14 protein-coding genes are annotated in these 13,563 nt (G+C 70.1%); 7 read left to right on the forward strand and 7 right to left on the reverse strand.

Annotated features, from left to right (window positions below; translation table 11 throughout):
• Positions 1-2: 2 nt before the first annotated feature.
• Genes Q0Q47_RS07465 through Q0Q47_RS07495 form a run of 7 tightly spaced genes read right to left on the reverse strand, consistent with a single transcriptional unit; the run spans position 3 to position 5,686 of the window.
• Positions 3-716 (reverse strand): ABC transporter ATP-binding protein, encoded by a 714-nt coding sequence (locus Q0Q47_RS07465; protein ID WP_293856814.1) that lies wholly within the window; start codon positions 714-716, stop codon positions 3-5.
• Positions 703-1,482: an ABC transporter ATP-binding protein gene (locus Q0Q47_RS07470; RefSeq protein ID WP_293856817.1), complete on the reverse strand. Its 780-nt coding sequence runs from the start codon at positions 1,480-1,482 to the stop codon at positions 703-705. Before Q0Q47_RS07470 ends, Q0Q47_RS07465 begins: the two co-directional genes overlap by 14 nt.
• A complete protein-coding gene (locus Q0Q47_RS07475; protein WP_293856820.1) occupies positions 1,479-2,465 on the reverse strand; it encodes a branched-chain amino acid ABC transporter permease in 987 nt (328 codons plus the stop codon). The genes Q0Q47_RS07470 and Q0Q47_RS07475 overlap by 4 nt, the downstream gene beginning before the upstream one ends.
• Before the next feature lies 1 nt (position 2,466).
• The gene (locus Q0Q47_RS07480; protein ID WP_293856823.1) at positions 2,467-3,342 is read right to left on the reverse strand and encodes a branched-chain amino acid ABC transporter permease; all 876 of its coding nucleotides are present in this window, start codon (positions 3,340-3,342) and stop codon (positions 2,467-2,469) included.
• Positions 3,343-3,356: 14 nt separating this feature from the next.
• Positions 3,357-4,496 (reverse strand): ABC transporter substrate-binding protein, encoded by a 1,140-nt coding sequence (locus tag Q0Q47_RS07485; protein ID WP_293856826.1) that lies wholly within the window; start codon positions 4,494-4,496, stop codon positions 3,357-3,359.
• A 35-nt stretch (positions 4,497-4,531) separates the two neighbouring features.
• Positions 4,532-4,912 (reverse strand): hypothetical protein, encoded by a 381-nt coding sequence (locus Q0Q47_RS07490; protein WP_293856829.1) that lies wholly within the window; start codon positions 4,910-4,912, stop codon positions 4,532-4,534.
• Positions 4,913-4,939: 27 nt separating this feature from the next.
• A complete protein-coding gene (locus Q0Q47_RS07495) occupies positions 4,940-5,686 on the reverse strand; it encodes an SDR family NAD(P)-dependent oxidoreductase (protein WP_293856832.1) in 747 nt (248 codons plus the stop codon).
• An 84-nt stretch (positions 5,687-5,770) separates the two neighbouring features.
• Here Q0Q47_RS07495 and Q0Q47_RS07500 point away from each other — a divergent pair, with 84 nt between their 5' ends.
• From Q0Q47_RS07500 to Q0Q47_RS07530, 7 genes are all read left to right on the forward strand, one after another.
• The gene (locus tag Q0Q47_RS07500) at positions 5,771-6,976 is read left to right on the forward strand and encodes an alpha-hydroxy acid oxidase (protein WP_293856835.1); all 1,206 of its coding nucleotides are present in this window, start codon (positions 5,771-5,773) and stop codon (positions 6,974-6,976) included.
• A gap of 320 nt (positions 6,977-7,296) precedes the next feature.
• Positions 7,297-8,343: a DUF2778 domain-containing protein gene (locus Q0Q47_RS07505; protein ID WP_293856838.1), complete on the forward strand. Its 1,047-nt coding sequence runs from the start codon at positions 7,297-7,299 to the stop codon at positions 8,341-8,343.
• Positions 8,344-8,417: 74 nt separating this feature from the next.
• Complete coding sequence (locus tag Q0Q47_RS07510) at positions 8,418-9,305, forward strand: LysR family transcriptional regulator (RefSeq protein WP_293856841.1); 888 nt, start codon at positions 8,418-8,420, stop codon at positions 9,303-9,305.
• A 246-nt stretch (positions 9,306-9,551) separates the two neighbouring features.
• The gene (locus Q0Q47_RS07515) at positions 9,552-10,523 is read left to right on the forward strand and encodes an ABC transporter permease (RefSeq protein ID WP_293856844.1); all 972 of its coding nucleotides are present in this window, start codon (positions 9,552-9,554) and stop codon (positions 10,521-10,523) included.
• Positions 10,523-11,437 carry an ABC transporter permease gene (locus Q0Q47_RS07520; RefSeq protein WP_293856847.1) on the forward strand — a complete coding sequence of 305 codons (915 nt, stop codon included), beginning with the start codon at positions 10,523-10,525 and terminating at the stop codon, positions 11,435-11,437. The genes Q0Q47_RS07515 and Q0Q47_RS07520 overlap by 1 nt, the downstream gene beginning before the upstream one ends.
• 3 nt (positions 11,438-11,440) lie before the next feature.
• Positions 11,441-12,415, forward strand: coding sequence for an ABC transporter ATP-binding protein (locus Q0Q47_RS07525; protein WP_293856850.1), 975 nt, complete (start codon positions 11,441-11,443; stop codon positions 12,413-12,415).
• Positions 12,416-12,530: 115 nt separating this feature from the next.
• Positions 12,531-13,559, forward strand: coding sequence for an ABC transporter ATP-binding protein (locus Q0Q47_RS07530; protein ID WP_293856853.1), 1,029 nt, complete (start codon positions 12,531-12,533; stop codon positions 13,557-13,559).
• The last annotated feature ends 4 nt before the right edge of the window (positions 13,560-13,563 follow it).

A 13,563-nucleotide genomic window follows, 5' to 3' on the forward strand; every position in this document is an offset into this window, starting at 1 on the left:
GTTCAGGTCCCGAGATAGGCGCGGACGATCTCGGGATCGGATCCGATGGCGACCGGGTCCCCGGAGGCCACGATTCGCCCGAGCTCCATGATGTGCACCTCGTCCGAGATGCGCAGGGCCTGTTCCGCGTTCTGCTCGACGACGAGCACGGTGATGCCCTCGCGCCGCCGGATCTCCTGGATGGCGTCGAACATCGCCTCGACCAGCAGGGGGGCGATGCCGAGCGAAGGCTCGTCGAGCAGGATCACCTTCGGCCGGGCGACCAGCGCGCGGGCCACCGCCAGCATCTGCTGCTCGCCGCCCGAGAGCGACCAGCCGAGCTGGTCCTTGCGTTCGGCGAGGCGCGGGAAGAGGTCGTGGATGGTGTCCAGCACCGCGGGAAAGCCGCCCGGCGCCCGGGACGTGGCCTTGGTGCGGGCCACCATCAGGTTCTCCCGCACGGTGAGGCCCGGGAAGATGCGCCGCCCCTGCGGCACGTGGCTCATGCCGAGCCCGACGATGGTTTCCGCCGGCAGCCCCTGGACGGGCTTGCCGTCGAGCATCACGCGCCCCGCCGTCGGCGCGATGAGCCCAGACAACGCCGCCATCAAAGTCGTCTTGCCGGCACCGTTGGCGCCCAGCACGCCGACGATGCGGCCGGCCGCCACGCTGAACGACACGTCGCGCAGCACCGGCAGCTCGCCGTAGCCGGCATGGAGCCCCTCAACCGTGAGCATGGCGCTGCTTCCCGAGATAGGCGGCGACGACATCGGCATTATCGCGGATCTCGCGCGGCGTGCCCTCGGCGATCTTGCGGCCGAAGTTGAGCACCACCATCCGGTCCACGAGCCCCATGACGAAGCGCATGTTGTGCTCGATGACGATCACCGACATGCCGCCGGTGGCCATCTCGCGCACCAGCGCGGCAAGCTGGTCGGCCTCGCCGTGGGAGAGGCCCGCGCAGGGCTCGTCGAGCATCAGGATCCTCGGCCGCGTGGCGAGCGCCCGGGCCACTTCGAGCAGACGCCGCTGGCCGTAGGAGAGCGTGGAGGGAGGATCGTCCTCCCGCCCGCCGAGACCCACCCGCACCAGCAGCGCCGCGGCTTCGTCCCGGGCAGCACGTTCGGCGGCGCGGGCGCCCGGCAGGCCGAACACCGTGGGCAGCACCCCTCCCCGCTGCCGGTGATGGGCCCCGGTGAGCACGTTCTCCAGGATCGAGAGGCCCTGGAAGATCTGCAGGTTCTGGAAGGTCCGTCCGAGCCCCGCCTGGGCGATCCGGTTGGGCTTGCGCCCGTCGATGCGCTCGCCGTTGAAGGCGACTTCTCCGTCGTCCGGCACGTAGACGCCGGAAAGCACGTTGAGCATCGTCGACTTGCCGGAGCCGTTGGGACCGACGAGGCCCATGACCTGCGCCGGCGCGACCTGGAAGCTCACGTCGTCGAGCGCCTTCAGGCCTCCGAACCGCACCCCGATGCCGCGAACGTCGAGCAGCGGCGCGGTCATGACGCGCGTCCCTGGCGGGCCGGCCGCAGCCGCGCGACGAGGCGGCCGAGGCTGCCCGCGAGACCGTCCGGCAGGTAGAGCGTGCTGAGCCAGATCACCAGGCCGAAGCCGATCAGGTAGTACTCCTTGGCGAAGCGCAGCGCCTCCGGGGCGATGGTCAGCATCGTGGCGCCGATCACCGGGCCGAGGATCAGACCCCTCCCGCCGATCAGGATCATCGCGAGCAGGGTGATGGTGAGGCCGAGGCTGAAGAACTCGGGACTCACGAAGCGCAGCGTGTGGGCGTAGAGGCTGCCCGCGATGCCGGCGTAGACGGCGCTGATGGCGAAGGACAGAACCTTCATGCGGTTGGTGTCGATGCCGATCACCTCCGCGCCGATCTCGCTGTCGCGGATGGCCTTGAAGGCGCGGCCGAAGCGCGAGCGCTCGAGGCGCCATGCGAACAGCACGCCCGCCGCGGCGATGAACAGCAGCAGCCAGTAGAGGTCGGGCGCGGTACGGAACGGAACGCCGAAGATGGTGGGCCGCGAGATCCCGCCGATGCCGCTGGAGCCGTGCGTCAGCCAGTCGAAATTGCGGATCAGCAGGCGGATCACCTCGCCAAGCGCCAGCGTCAGCAGGGTCAGGTAGTGGCCCTTGATGCGCAGCGCCGGGATGGCGATGGCCGTCCCGAAGGCGCCCGTCACGACGGCGGCCGCGATCAGGCAGGCGAGGAACGGCCAATCCAGCGAGGTCTGCAGGATGGCGCTGGTGTAGGCGCCGATGGCGAACAGCGCCACGTGGCCCAGCGACACCATGCCGGTGAAGCCGAGCAGGATGTTGTAGCCCGTCGCCAGCACCACGTAGATCAGCGCCTGGTGCGCCACGCCGTAGTGGTAGTTGCCGGAGATGACCAGCGGCGCCGCGAGGAAGGGCACCAGGGCCGCGGCGAGCCACCAGGGCGAGCGCATGGCCGGCGGCGCGTTGGAGGGAGGGGCGGCCATCTCAGAGCTTCTCGGCGATGCGCTCGGGGAACAGTCCCCGCGGCCGCAGGACGAGGACGGCGACGATCAGTCCGAAGGCGATCACGTCCTTGTAGTCGGAGGAGATGTAGGCGGCGCCCAGCGCCTCGATCAGCCCCACCATGACCCCGCCGAACACGGCGCCTTTCAGGCTGCCCCAGCCGCCCAGCACGGTGGCCGCGAAGCCCTTGAGCATCAGCACGAAGCCCATGCTGGTCGTCACCACGGCGATCGGCGCCACCAGGAACCCGGCGAAGCCCGCCAACGCCGCCGACAGGCAATAGGCCAGCGTGCGCATGCGCTTCACGGGGATGCCCATGAGCCGCGCGGCGGGCACGTCCTGGGCGGTCGCCTGCAGGCGCAACCCGATGTCGGTGCGCGTCAGCGCGAGCTGCAGGCCGGTGATCAGGATCGCGGTGGCGGCGATGGTGATCACCGCGTGCGGGAACACCACGAGGCCACCGACGTCGATGCCGCCGATGCCGAAGAAGGGCGGCAGCACGAGCGGATAGGGCCCCCAGATCACCGTGGCCGCATTGGCCATGGCGATGCCCACGCCGATGGTCCCGGCGACGATCGTCAGGAAGTGTCGGCCTTCCAGCGGGTTGAAGACCGCCAGCTGGAACAGGTAGCCGATGGCGGCGGTCGACAGCACGGTGGCGATGAGGGCGAGCCACAGCGGCAGGCCCAGCACCACGGCGAACGTGACGCCGAGATAGGCGCCGTAGGTGACGATCTCGCCGTAGCCGAAGTTGACGATGCCGGCGGCGGCGATGGTCAGCGTGAAGCCGAGCGCGACGAGGGCGTAGATCGCCCCCATCGTCAGCCCGCTGAACACCACCTGTGCGAAGGTGATCATGGCGCGGTCGAGGATCAGCGGATGTTCGTGACGAACTCCACGCCGCTGCCCTTGATCTGCACGATCGCGACGCTCTCGCCGCCATCGCCGTCATTGGCGTAGGTGTAGGTGTTGCCCATGCCGGGTGCCTTGGCGAGCGTGCGGAGCTGGGCCACGAGCGCCTTCTTGTCCGTGCCCTTGGCCGCGATGGCGGCCGCCAGCATCATCACGCCATCGTAGTACTCGGCGGCCGAGTAGTCGGACTCCAGGTTGAACATCGCCTTGTAGCGGGCCGCCCACTCCTTCGATGCCGGATCGCCCGACGGCAGGCTGTCGACGGTGCCGTAGACGCCTTCGCCGGCACCCTGCTGGTAGAGGCGGATGGTGGTGGGCAGCACGCCGGCATTCGACAGGATCAGCTTGGCGGGCAGCGCGAGCTGCTTGGCCTGCTGCACGCCGACGACGAAGTTCGGCGGATTGCCGGCCATGATCACGACGTCGGGGCCGGCGTTCTTGATGCGCAGGAGCTGGGCCGTGAGGTCGCGGTCGGCGTCCTCGTAGCTCTCGTTGGCGACGAGCTGCACGCCCTTCTGCTTGCAGACCTCCTCGACCTCGGTGCGCCAGCCGTTGCCGTACTCGTTGTTGATGCGCAGCAGCGCGACCTTCTTGGCGCCGAGCGTCTCGGCGGCGAAGCGCGCCGCACCCGAGGGAACCTTCGTGTCGCTGGTGCGGATGCGGAAGAGGTTCGCTGCGCCACGCTTGCTGGGCGCGAGCTGGGCGGACGCCGCGCCGGTGAACACGGGCAGGCCCTCGTCCTTGATGGTGCCCATCATGGCGAGCACGAAGGGCGAGAGCGTCGTGTTCATGATCGCGACCGGATCCTTCGACAGCATCCGGTTGAAGGCGTTGATGGCGCCGGTCTGCTCGGAGCCGGTGTCCTCGATCACGAGGTTCACCTTCTTGCCGGCGATGCCACCCTTCGCGTTGAGGTCCTCGACGGCCATCTTCACGCCGTTGAGGAGCGGCGCCTCGCCGCTGGCGAAGGCACCGGTGGTGCCCACCACCATGCCGAGCGTGAGACCGGCACCCTGGGCACCGACGCGCGATGCCACGAGGACCGCGGGAGCTGCGGCGAGGAACGCGCGGCGATTGAGGCCGGACGGAACGCGGGTCATGGAGGTCTCCACGGATGGTCGTTGAGGGACGGGGCTCAGTGGCCGCCTTCGAGCAGGAAGAAGGGACGGCCCAGCCGGCCCTCGATGCGGATGTAGCGATCGAGGCGAACCCCATCGACCGTGGTGCGGACGCGGTGGATCATCGCCGCGAGCACGTCGATCGAGGGCACCTCGAAGATGAGGTACCACGTGAAATCGGGAGCGCCCGGCTCACCGACCATGAACAGGTCGTCGTCGACCGTGGCGAGCACCTTGGCTCCCATGTCCGACCACTCCTGGATCATCTGCTTGAAGCGGGGCAGGACCTGCTGGCGCCGCTCCTCGTCCGAGGCGTTGAACCAGCCCTGGGTCGCGGCCCCGAGCAGCACGGCCCGCAACGGCGTGGGCACCTTCGGGACCTGGAATTCGACGGCCATGGAGTCTGCTCCCCTTGTGTCGCGCCTTCAGCGCATGAAGATCCCACCGTTCACGTCGAGCGTCGTGCCGGTCACGAAAGCCGCGGCGTCGGAGGCGAGGTAGACGGCCGCGGCGCCGATCTCGCGATCGTCCCCGAGCCGGCCGACCGGAATGGTCTTGGCCATCGCCTCGACCTTCTCGGGCGGCATCTCGTCGGTGATGGGCCCGCGGATGGCCGCGGGCGCGATGGCGTTCACGGTGACGCCGGCGCCGGCGAGCTCCTGCGCGAACACCTTGGTGAGCACGATGATGCCGGCCTTCGACGACGAGTAATGGGCCCCGGCGACGACCCCGCCGCGCTGGCCGGCGAGCGAGCTGAGATTGAGGATGCGCCCCCGCTTGCGCTCGCGCATGGCCTTGCCGGCGAGACGGCAGCCGAAGAACACGCCCCGCAGGTTGACGGCGAGCACGTCGTCCCACTCCTGCGCGCTGATGTCCCAGACCGAACGCGACACGGTGCGCGCGGCGTTGTTGACCATGATGTCGAGGCCGGGTCCGGCATCCGCCAGCGCGATGGCGGCGGCGAAAGCCTTCTCGTCGCGGACGTCGAGCACCACGCCCTGGGCGCGGCCGCCCGCGTCGAGCGATTTCGCGACGTCGACCACGTCGGTGGAGACGTCGGCGAACCAGACGCGCGCCGTGCCTGCATCCAGGAAGGCCTTGCCGATGGCCAGGCCGAGCCCCCTCGCCGCCCCCGTGACGAACGCCGTCTTACCCGCGAGTGTATCGGCCAATGCGGCCTCCCCTGACCATTTTTGGTATGCTAGCATGACCAAGATCGCCGTCAATCGGGCGCTTGCCAAACCTCGCGTGCACCCATGTCTTTTCTCCCCAGGGATGTTCCCTCCCAGCCGCCCCGTCGCCTCTATGCGGGACGCGACGTCAGCCGGGCCCTCACCATCGCCGAGTTGCGGGCCATGGCGTTGGCCCGCCTGCCTCGCTTCAGCGCCGAGTACCTGGAGGGCGGCGCGGAGGAGGAACTGACGCTGGCCGACAATCGGCGGGCGTTCGACGACCACGTCTTCGCCCCGCGCGTCCTCGTGTCGGTGGACCGTCGCAGCAAGAGCCGCATGATCTTCGGCCGCCCCTCGGCCCTGCCGATCGGCAGCGCGCCCACGGGGCTCAACGGCCTGCTCTGGCCCGGCGCGGATGCCGCCCTGGCCCGTGCGACCGCCGCCGCCGGCATCCCGTTCGGCCAGAGCACCGTGTCGAACGCGCTCGTCGCCGACCTCGCGGCCCTGCCCGGGGTCCGGCACTGGTTCCAGCTCTACGTCTTCGGCACGGACGACATCTGGGAGACCCTGGTGGACAACGCCCACCGGGCGGGCAGCGAGGTGCTGCTGCTCACCGTGGACGGCGCCGTGATGGGCAATCGCGAGTGGGATATCCGCAACTACGCGCGCCCGCTGGAACTGACGCTGTCGGCGAAGCTCGATGTCCTCGCCCACCCGCGCTGGCTGCTCGATCTGTGGCGCGCGGGCTACCCGCGCTTTTCGAACCTCGAGCCCTTCGTTCCCGCGGCCGACCGGACGTTCTTCGGCGTGTCGAACTGGTCGAAGTCGAGCCTGCGCGCGGCGCTGGACTGGAGCTTCGTGGACCGGCTGCGCAGGCGCTGGCCGGGCAAGCTCGTCATCAAGGGCGTGCAGACCGTCGAGGACGTCCTGGAGGCCCGCCGCCATGGCGCCGACGGCGTGGTGCTGTCGAACCACGGCGGCCGACAGCTGGACCGCACGACCTCGCCGCTGCGCCTGATCGCCCCCGCGCGCGCCGCCGTGGGCAAGGACTACACGCTGCTGGTCGACTCGGGGTTCCGCCGCGGCACGGAGATCGTCATGGCCCTGGCGCTCGGCGCCGACGCCGTGCTGCTCGGCCGGGCCCTGCTCTACGGGCTGGCGGCCGGAGGCGAGCGGGGCGCCAAGCGCGCGATCGACATCCTGGCCACCGAGATCGACCGGACGCTCGCCTTGCTGGGCGTGGATTCGGTGGATGAGCTGACGCCTGACGTGCTGAGGCCGGCGCCTTAGCGCTCCACGTCTCCGCGTCATGGCCGGGCTTGGCCCGGCCACCCACGACTTGAAGATGGTCCCGGCAAAGTCGTGGATGCCCGGGCCGGGCCCGTGCAGGACGTGGAAAGAGAGAGGCCAGGACTCTCGGTCCCCATTTCCTCAAAAATTCTGCCGTCGCTTCACCGCCGGTTAACCATGCGGGCGCCTCATGGAGGGAGCAGCGCTGGCCGCGGTCCACCCCCGGGCACGGCGCCGGGAAAGACCGTGGCAGGGCCGCGGCGTCGCGCAGAAGCGCATCGGGGTGTGTGTCAGTTGCCTTGAGTGCGAAAGCGTAGCGCATGTCTGAGTATTTCGGCCGACGTCACCAGAAGTCCGTCCGTCCGCTCTCTCCCCGCCGGTCCGCACCGCTCTGGTTCCTGCTGCTGCCCGCCATCCCCGTCGGCGTGGGACTGTGGGCGAGCCTGCCGCTCCAGCCCGTCCCCGACGCGCCGCGCATCGACCTGAGCCGCCTGCTGCCCGGCAGCGCCGAACCCGCCAAGGCTCCAGGCCCCCATGAGGAGATGATCCGGCTGGGCTTCGCGCACCAGTCCACCGGACAGGCCGCGCCGCTGGCCTCCACCTGGCAGCCCGTCGCGCCGCCGGCCCCGCCGATCGTGGCAGCGGCGCCGGCCCTTCCCGAACCGGCGAAGACGGCGGCCCTCCCGCTCCCGCCCCCGCCCACCGAGGCACGGCCCGTGCCGGCGCCGCGCCCTGCGGAGCTCGTCCAGCAGACGCCCGTGCCCGAGCGCCCGCGCGTGGCCAACGCCTCGATCCAGCGCCGCGCCCGGATGAGCGTGGCCAGCGCGCCCGCGGCCCCGGCGCAGGACAACCGCAGCTTCTTCGAACGGCTCTTCGGCGGAACGGCGAAGCCGGCCGGCGACGCCATGGCCTATGCGCCCTCCCAGGACGACGGCGCCGACCTGAACCGCTCGCGACGGCTCGGCCGCGTCACGCCTTCCGCCGGCGAACTGACCGCCGTGTACGACATCTCAGCAAAGGCCGTTTACCTGCCCAGCGGCGAGAAGCTGGAGGCCCATTCCGGCCTCGGCGATCACCTCGACGATCCGCGCTACGTCCACGTGCGGATGAAGGGCGCCACGCCGCCGCACGTCTACGACCTCACCCTGCGGGAAGCGCTGTTCCACGGCGTGCGGGCGATCCGCCTGACCCCGATCGGCGGAAGTGGGGCGATCCACGGCCGGGACGGCCTGCTGGCCCACACCTACATGCTCGGGCCCAACGGTGACAGCAACGGCTGTGTCTCGATCCGCAACTACGAGCGGTTCCTGCAGGCTTATCTGAAGGGCGAGATCCGCAAGCTCGTCGTCGTGGCCAGCGCGAACTGAGCGCCGCGGCCTTTGACAGGCCCGGTGAGCCGGCCGATGCTCGTTCATCCGTCGGCTCCCGGTATCCTCCTCACTTGAAACTGCGACAGATCGAGATCTTCCGTGCCGTCATGAGCGGCGGCTCCACGACGGCGGCGGCCGGCGCGCTGGGCCTCTCCCAGTCGGCCGTGAGCCGCCAGCTCACACAGCTGGAGGACGAGCTCGGCTTCGAGCTCTTCGAGCGCAGCAAGGGCCGGCTCCTGCCCCGCCCCGAAGCCCACGCGCTGCTGGAAGAGGTGGGCGAACTCAGCGGCCTGCTGATGCGGCTGCGCCGCTACACCGAGGACCTGAAGGCCGGCACCGTCGGGCAGCGCTTCCTGAAGGTCGCGGTGCCGCACTCCTTCATCGGATCGGTCATGCCCGCCGTGGTCGAGACCTGGCTGTCGGCCCGCCCGGATGCCTCGCTCGAGATCCTGGGCGGACACTACGACGCCATCGAACACATGGTGATGACACGGGTCGCGGACATCGGCTTTGTCAGCCTGCCGCCGCGCGACAAGGGCTTCGACGTCCGGCCCATGCTGCGCTCCGGGTCCGTCTGCATCATGCCGGCCGGCCACGCGCTGACCCGCCGCCAGGTGGTGCGCGCCGGCGACCTCGCCGGCCACCCGCTGATCCTGCTGGGCCGCCAGCGCCCGGCCCGCCGCGACTTCGAGCGCATGCTGCGCCGGGCCGGCGTGCACCCGTCCGCGCGCGTCGAGGTGCACTCGGTGGAGGCCACCTGCTCGCTCGTGGCCCGCGGGCTCGGCATCGGCGTGGTGACCGAATTCATCGCCCGGCTCTTCGCCCACCTGCCGATCGAGCGCCGGCCGTTCGAGCCCGGCACCCAGGGGGACTACGGGATCATCTCGCTCAAGGGCCAGCCCATGTCCCGGGCCGGCGAAGCCTTCGCCGCGATCCTGCAGGAGCACCTGACCGCCTAGGATGACGCCGCTTCAAGCATTCTTGAGATCGGCACGACCCTCTCCGCGTCTTGGCCGGGCCTGGCCCGGGCAGGACGAGCGGAGGGGTTGGCGCCATGGCAAGAGCCGGAGACGATCCGCCAAGACGGCGATGGCCCAGGACGGGCGCATAGATCGATGCGCTTTGCTCATAAGGTTGCGTGACGCTCCCGGGCACCCCCATTCTGCACGAACCGCGCATCGTGCCGGGAGGGAGACACCAGCCCCATGACGGTCTTCGTCATCCGGCGCCTGCTGCAGAGCCTCGTCGTCCTGGCGGCGACGGCTGTGATCGTGTTCCTCGGCGTCTATGCCATCGGCGATCCCGCCGAGATGCTAATCGCGCCCGACGCCACGCCGGCCGAGCGCGCCCAGGTGGAACGCTCGCTGGGCCTCGACAGGCCGCTGCCGGTGCAGTTCCTGGCCTTCCTCGGCAACGCGCTGCACGGCGACCTCGGCCGCTCCTTCGTCTTCGACCAGCCTTCTATCTCGCTGATCCTGGGCCGGCTGCCGGCCACCCTCGAACTCGCCTTCGTGGCGCTGGCGATCTCCCTCGTCCTCGGCATCCCGCTCGGCCTCGTCGCCGGGCTGAAACCGCGCTCGGCGGTGGACGAGACGATCATGACCGGTTCGATCCTCGGCTTCAGCCTGCCGAACTTCTGGCAGGGCATGATGCTGATCATGATCTTTTCCGTGTGGCTCGGCTGGCTGCCCTCCACGGGGCGCGGCGCGACCGGCACGATCCTGGGAATCGAGACCAGCCTCGCCACCTGGGACGGGCTGAAGCACCTGATCCTGCCGGCCGTGAATCTCGCGCTCTTCAAGCTCTCCCTGGTGATCCGCCTGACGCGCACCGGCGTGCGCGAGACGATGCCGCTCGACTTTGTGAAGTTCGCGCGGGCCAAGGGCCTCACCGAGCGGCGCATCGTGCTCGTGCACGTGCTGAAGACCATCATGATCCCGCTCGTCACCGTCATCGGCATGGAGATCGGCTCGCTCATCGCCTTCGGCGTCGTGACCGAGACGATCTTCGCCTGGCCCGGCATCGGCAAGCTTCTGATCGACTCGATCATGCGCCTCGACCGGCCGGTCGTCGTCGCCTACCTGCTGGTCGTCGTCAGCCTGTTCATCGTCCTCAACTTCCTGGTGGACGTGCTTTACTCGCTGCTCGACCCGCGCATCCGACTGGGGCGCAGCTGATGAGCGACGCCGCCCTCCCCGCTCCCGCCATCCCGCCCGCCGACAAGCTCGGCGCGCGCGCCCTGCGTGGCCTGCTGGCCAGCCCCAAGGCGACACTCGCCGCCATCGTCTGCGTCCTGCTGCTGGCGGCCGCCGTCGCGGCCCCCTGGCTCGCCCCGCAGAACCCCTACGACCTCGCCGCCCTCGACATCATGGATTCGAAGCTGCCGCCGGGCGCCGAGAGCATGGACGGCACGCGCTTCTGGCTCGGCACCGACGGCCAGGGCCGCGACATGCTGTCGGCCATGCTCTACGGGCTGCGCACCTCGCTGTTCGTGGGCGTCTTCGCCGGCCTGGTGGCCCTCGCGGTGGGAACCACGCTCGGGCTCGCCGCGGCCTTCTTCGGCGGCCGCGTCGACAGCCTGATCATGCGCCTCGTCGACCTGATGCTCGGCTTCCCGACCCTGCTCGTGGCGCTGATGCTGCTGGCCCTCCTCGGACAGGGAACCGGCAAAGTGATCTTCGCGCTCGTCCTCGTGCAGTGGGCCATGTTCGCGCGCGCCGTGCGGGGCGCGGCCCTGGTCGAGAAGAACAAGGACTACATGGAGGCCGCGGTGATGCTGGGGCTTTCGCGCCCGCGCATCCTCTTCGGCCACCTGCTGCCGAACTGCCTGTCGCCGCTCATCGTCATCGGCACGCTGCAGGTGGCCAACGCCATCTCCGCCGAGGCCACGCTCTCCTTCCTCGGCATCGGCCTGCCGATCACGCAGCCCTCCCTCGGGCTGCTCATCGCCAACGGCTACCAGGTGCTGCTGGCGGGCCTGTACTGGATGAGCGTCTATCCCGGCCTGCTGCTGCTCGCGCTCGTCTTCAGCATCAACATCGTCGGGGACCGGCTGCGCGAGGTGCTCAACCCGCGGCTGGCGGAGCGCTGAACCATGGCGCCGGTGCTCACCGTCGAAAACCTCCACACCACCTTCGGCACGGGCGCGAAGGCCGTGCGCGCGGTCGACGGCGTCTCGTTCTCCGTCGCCCGCGGCGAGATCCTCGGCCTCGTCGGTGAGTCCGGCTCCGGCAAATCGATCACCGGCTTCTCGATCCTCGGCCTCGTCGACCCGCCGGGTCGGGTGACTCAGGGAAGGATCCTGTTCCAGGGCGAGGACCTCGTCGGCGCGGGCCACGAGACCATGCGCCGGTTGCGCGGCAAGCGCATCGCCATGGTCTTCCAGGACCCGATGATGACGCTGAACCCGGTCCTCTCCATCGAGACCCAGATGGTGGAGGCCGTGTTGGCGCACGACGACGTGTCGCGCCGCGAAGCCCGGGACAGGTCCCGCGACGCGCTGGGCCTCGTCGGCATCCCCTCGCCCGAGGAGCGGCTCGCCGCCTATCCGCACCAGTTCTCGGGCGGCATGCGCCAGCGCGTCGCCATCGCCATCGCGCTCCTGCACCGCCCCGAGCTCGTCATCGCCGACGAACCCACGACCGCGCTCGACGTCACCATCCAGTCGCAGATCCTCTACGAGGTCCGCCGCCTCGCCGATGCCATGGGCATGGCGCTGATCTGGATCAGCCACGATCTCGGCGTCGTCGCCGGCCTCGCCGACCGCGTGGCGGTGATGTATGCCGGCCGCATCGTCGAGAGCGGCAGCGTCGACGACGTGCTCGACCGACCCCGCCACCCCTACACGCGCGGCCTGATGGACGCGCTGCCGGGCTCGGCGAAGCGCGGCGAGCCGCTGCATCCCATCCCGGGTCTCGCGCCGCCACCCACCGCACGACCGTCCGGCTGCGCGTTCCGCACACGATGCGCGTTCGCGACGACCGCCTGCGCCGCCGATCCGCCCGAGGGGCGAGATGGCGGACAGGCCTGGTGGTGCCACCACCCGCTGCTGATCAGGGGCGCGGCATGAGGGGCGGTTGGATCACAAGGAGCTCCTTCTGGACCCTCAATCTTTCCACCGTCATGGCCGGGCCAAGCCCGGGCATGACGTGCGGAGAGATGGAGCCAGAGCAGGAGCTCACCTCATGAGCACGCCCCTCATCGAAGGCCGCGGGCTCGTGCGGCGGTTCAGCAAGGGTCTCGACATCGCCGAGAAGCTTGCCCGCTCGCTCGGCGCCACCGTGAAGGACGAGATCGTCCACGCGGTCGAGAGCGTCGACGTCGCCGTGCATCCCGGCGAGGTGCTGGGCGTGGTCGGCGAATCCGGCTGCGGCAAGTCCACGCTGGGGCGCATGCTCGCGGGTCTGCTGCCGCCGACGGATGGCACGCTGCTCTGGCGCGGCAAGGACGTCCGCGATCTCTCCGCGGCCGAGCGCATGGAGATGCGCCTCGCCGTGCAGATGATCTTCCAGGATCCGATGTCGTCGCTGAACCCGCGCAAGCGTATCCTCGACCTCGTCGGCGAGGCGCCCCGCGTGCACGGCCTGATCCGCGCCGGCGAGCAGGAGGACTATGTCGCGGGCCTGCTGGCGCGCGTCGGCCTGGATCCTGCCTATCTGCGGCGCTACCCGCACCAGGTGTCCGGGGGCCAGCGCCAGCGCATCGGCATCGCCCGCGCGCTCGCCGTGAAGCCGCGCCTCATCGTCTGCGACGAGAGCGTCTCGGCCCTCGACGTCTCGGTGCAGGCGCAGGTGATCAACCTGTTCATGGACCTCAAGCGCGACCTCGACCTCACCTATGTCTTCATCAGCCACGACCTCGGCGTGGTGAAGCATGTGAGCGACCGGGTCGCGATCATGTATCTGGGCCGCGTCGTCGAGACCGCGGGGGCCGACGGCTTCTTCGCCGCGCCCAACCACCCCTACACGACGGCGCTGCTGTCCGAGCTCCCGTCGATCCACGAGCGGCGGCGCCGTTTCGCGCCGATCCGCGGCGAGATCCCCTCCCCGCTCGATCCGCCGCCGGGCTGCGCCTTCCATCCGCGCTGCCCGAGCGCGATGGAGCGCTGTCGCTCGGTGCTGCCGGCCCTGCGTCCCATCGCACCCGGCCACGACAGTGCCTGCCATCTCAACGACGACGCGCCCGCGATGGCGCGCCCCGGAAACGCCGCCTGACGGA

The sequence above is a fragment of the uncultured Alsobacter sp. genome, from assembly GCF_945952055.1.
Taxonomy (GTDB): domain Bacteria; phylum Pseudomonadota; class Alphaproteobacteria; order Rhizobiales; family Beijerinckiaceae; genus Alsobacter.

Excerpts from the sequence above, each read along its gene's own strand:
- Q0Q47_RS07470 (WP_293856817.1), bottom strand. The coding sequence starts at position 1,482 with ATGACCGCGCCGCTGCTCGACGTTCGCGGCATCGGGGTGCGGTTCGGA.
- Q0Q47_RS07525 (WP_293856850.1), top strand. The coding sequence starts at position 11,441 with ATGGCGCCGGTGCTCACCGTCGAAAACCTCCACACCACCTTCGGCACG.
- Q0Q47_RS07530 (WP_293856853.1), top strand. The coding sequence starts at position 12,531 with ATGAGCACGCCCCTCATCGAAGGCCGCGGGCTCGTGCGGCGGTTCAGC.
- Q0Q47_RS07475 (WP_293856820.1), bottom strand. The coding sequence starts at position 2,465 with ATGGCCGCCCCTCCCTCCAACGCGCCGCCGGCCATGCGCTCGCCCTGG.
- Q0Q47_RS07520 (WP_293856847.1), top strand. The coding sequence starts at position 10,523 with ATGAGCGACGCCGCCCTCCCCGCTCCCGCCATCCCGCCCGCCGACAAG.
- Q0Q47_RS07490 (WP_293856829.1), bottom strand. The coding sequence starts at position 4,912 with ATGGCCGTCGAATTCCAGGTCCCGAAGGTGCCCACGCCGTTGCGGGCC.
- Q0Q47_RS07505 (WP_293856838.1), top strand. The coding sequence starts at position 7,297 with ATGTCTGAGTATTTCGGCCGACGTCACCAGAAGTCCGTCCGTCCGCTC.
- Q0Q47_RS07480 (WP_293856823.1), bottom strand. The coding sequence starts at position 3,342 with ATGATCACCTTCGCACAGGTGGTGTTCAGCGGGCTGACGATGGGGGCG.
- Q0Q47_RS07465 (WP_293856814.1), bottom strand. The coding sequence starts at position 716 with ATGCTCACGGTTGAGGGGCTCCATGCCGGCTACGGCGAGCTGCCGGTG.
- Q0Q47_RS07515 (WP_293856844.1), top strand. The coding sequence starts at position 9,552 with ATGACGGTCTTCGTCATCCGGCGCCTGCTGCAGAGCCTCGTCGTCCTG.
- Q0Q47_RS07500 (WP_293856835.1), top strand. The coding sequence starts at position 5,771 with ATGTCTTTTCTCCCCAGGGATGTTCCCTCCCAGCCGCCCCGTCGCCTC.
- Q0Q47_RS07485 (WP_293856826.1), bottom strand. The coding sequence starts at position 4,496 with ATGACCCGCGTTCCGTCCGGCCTCAATCGCCGCGCGTTCCTCGCCGCA.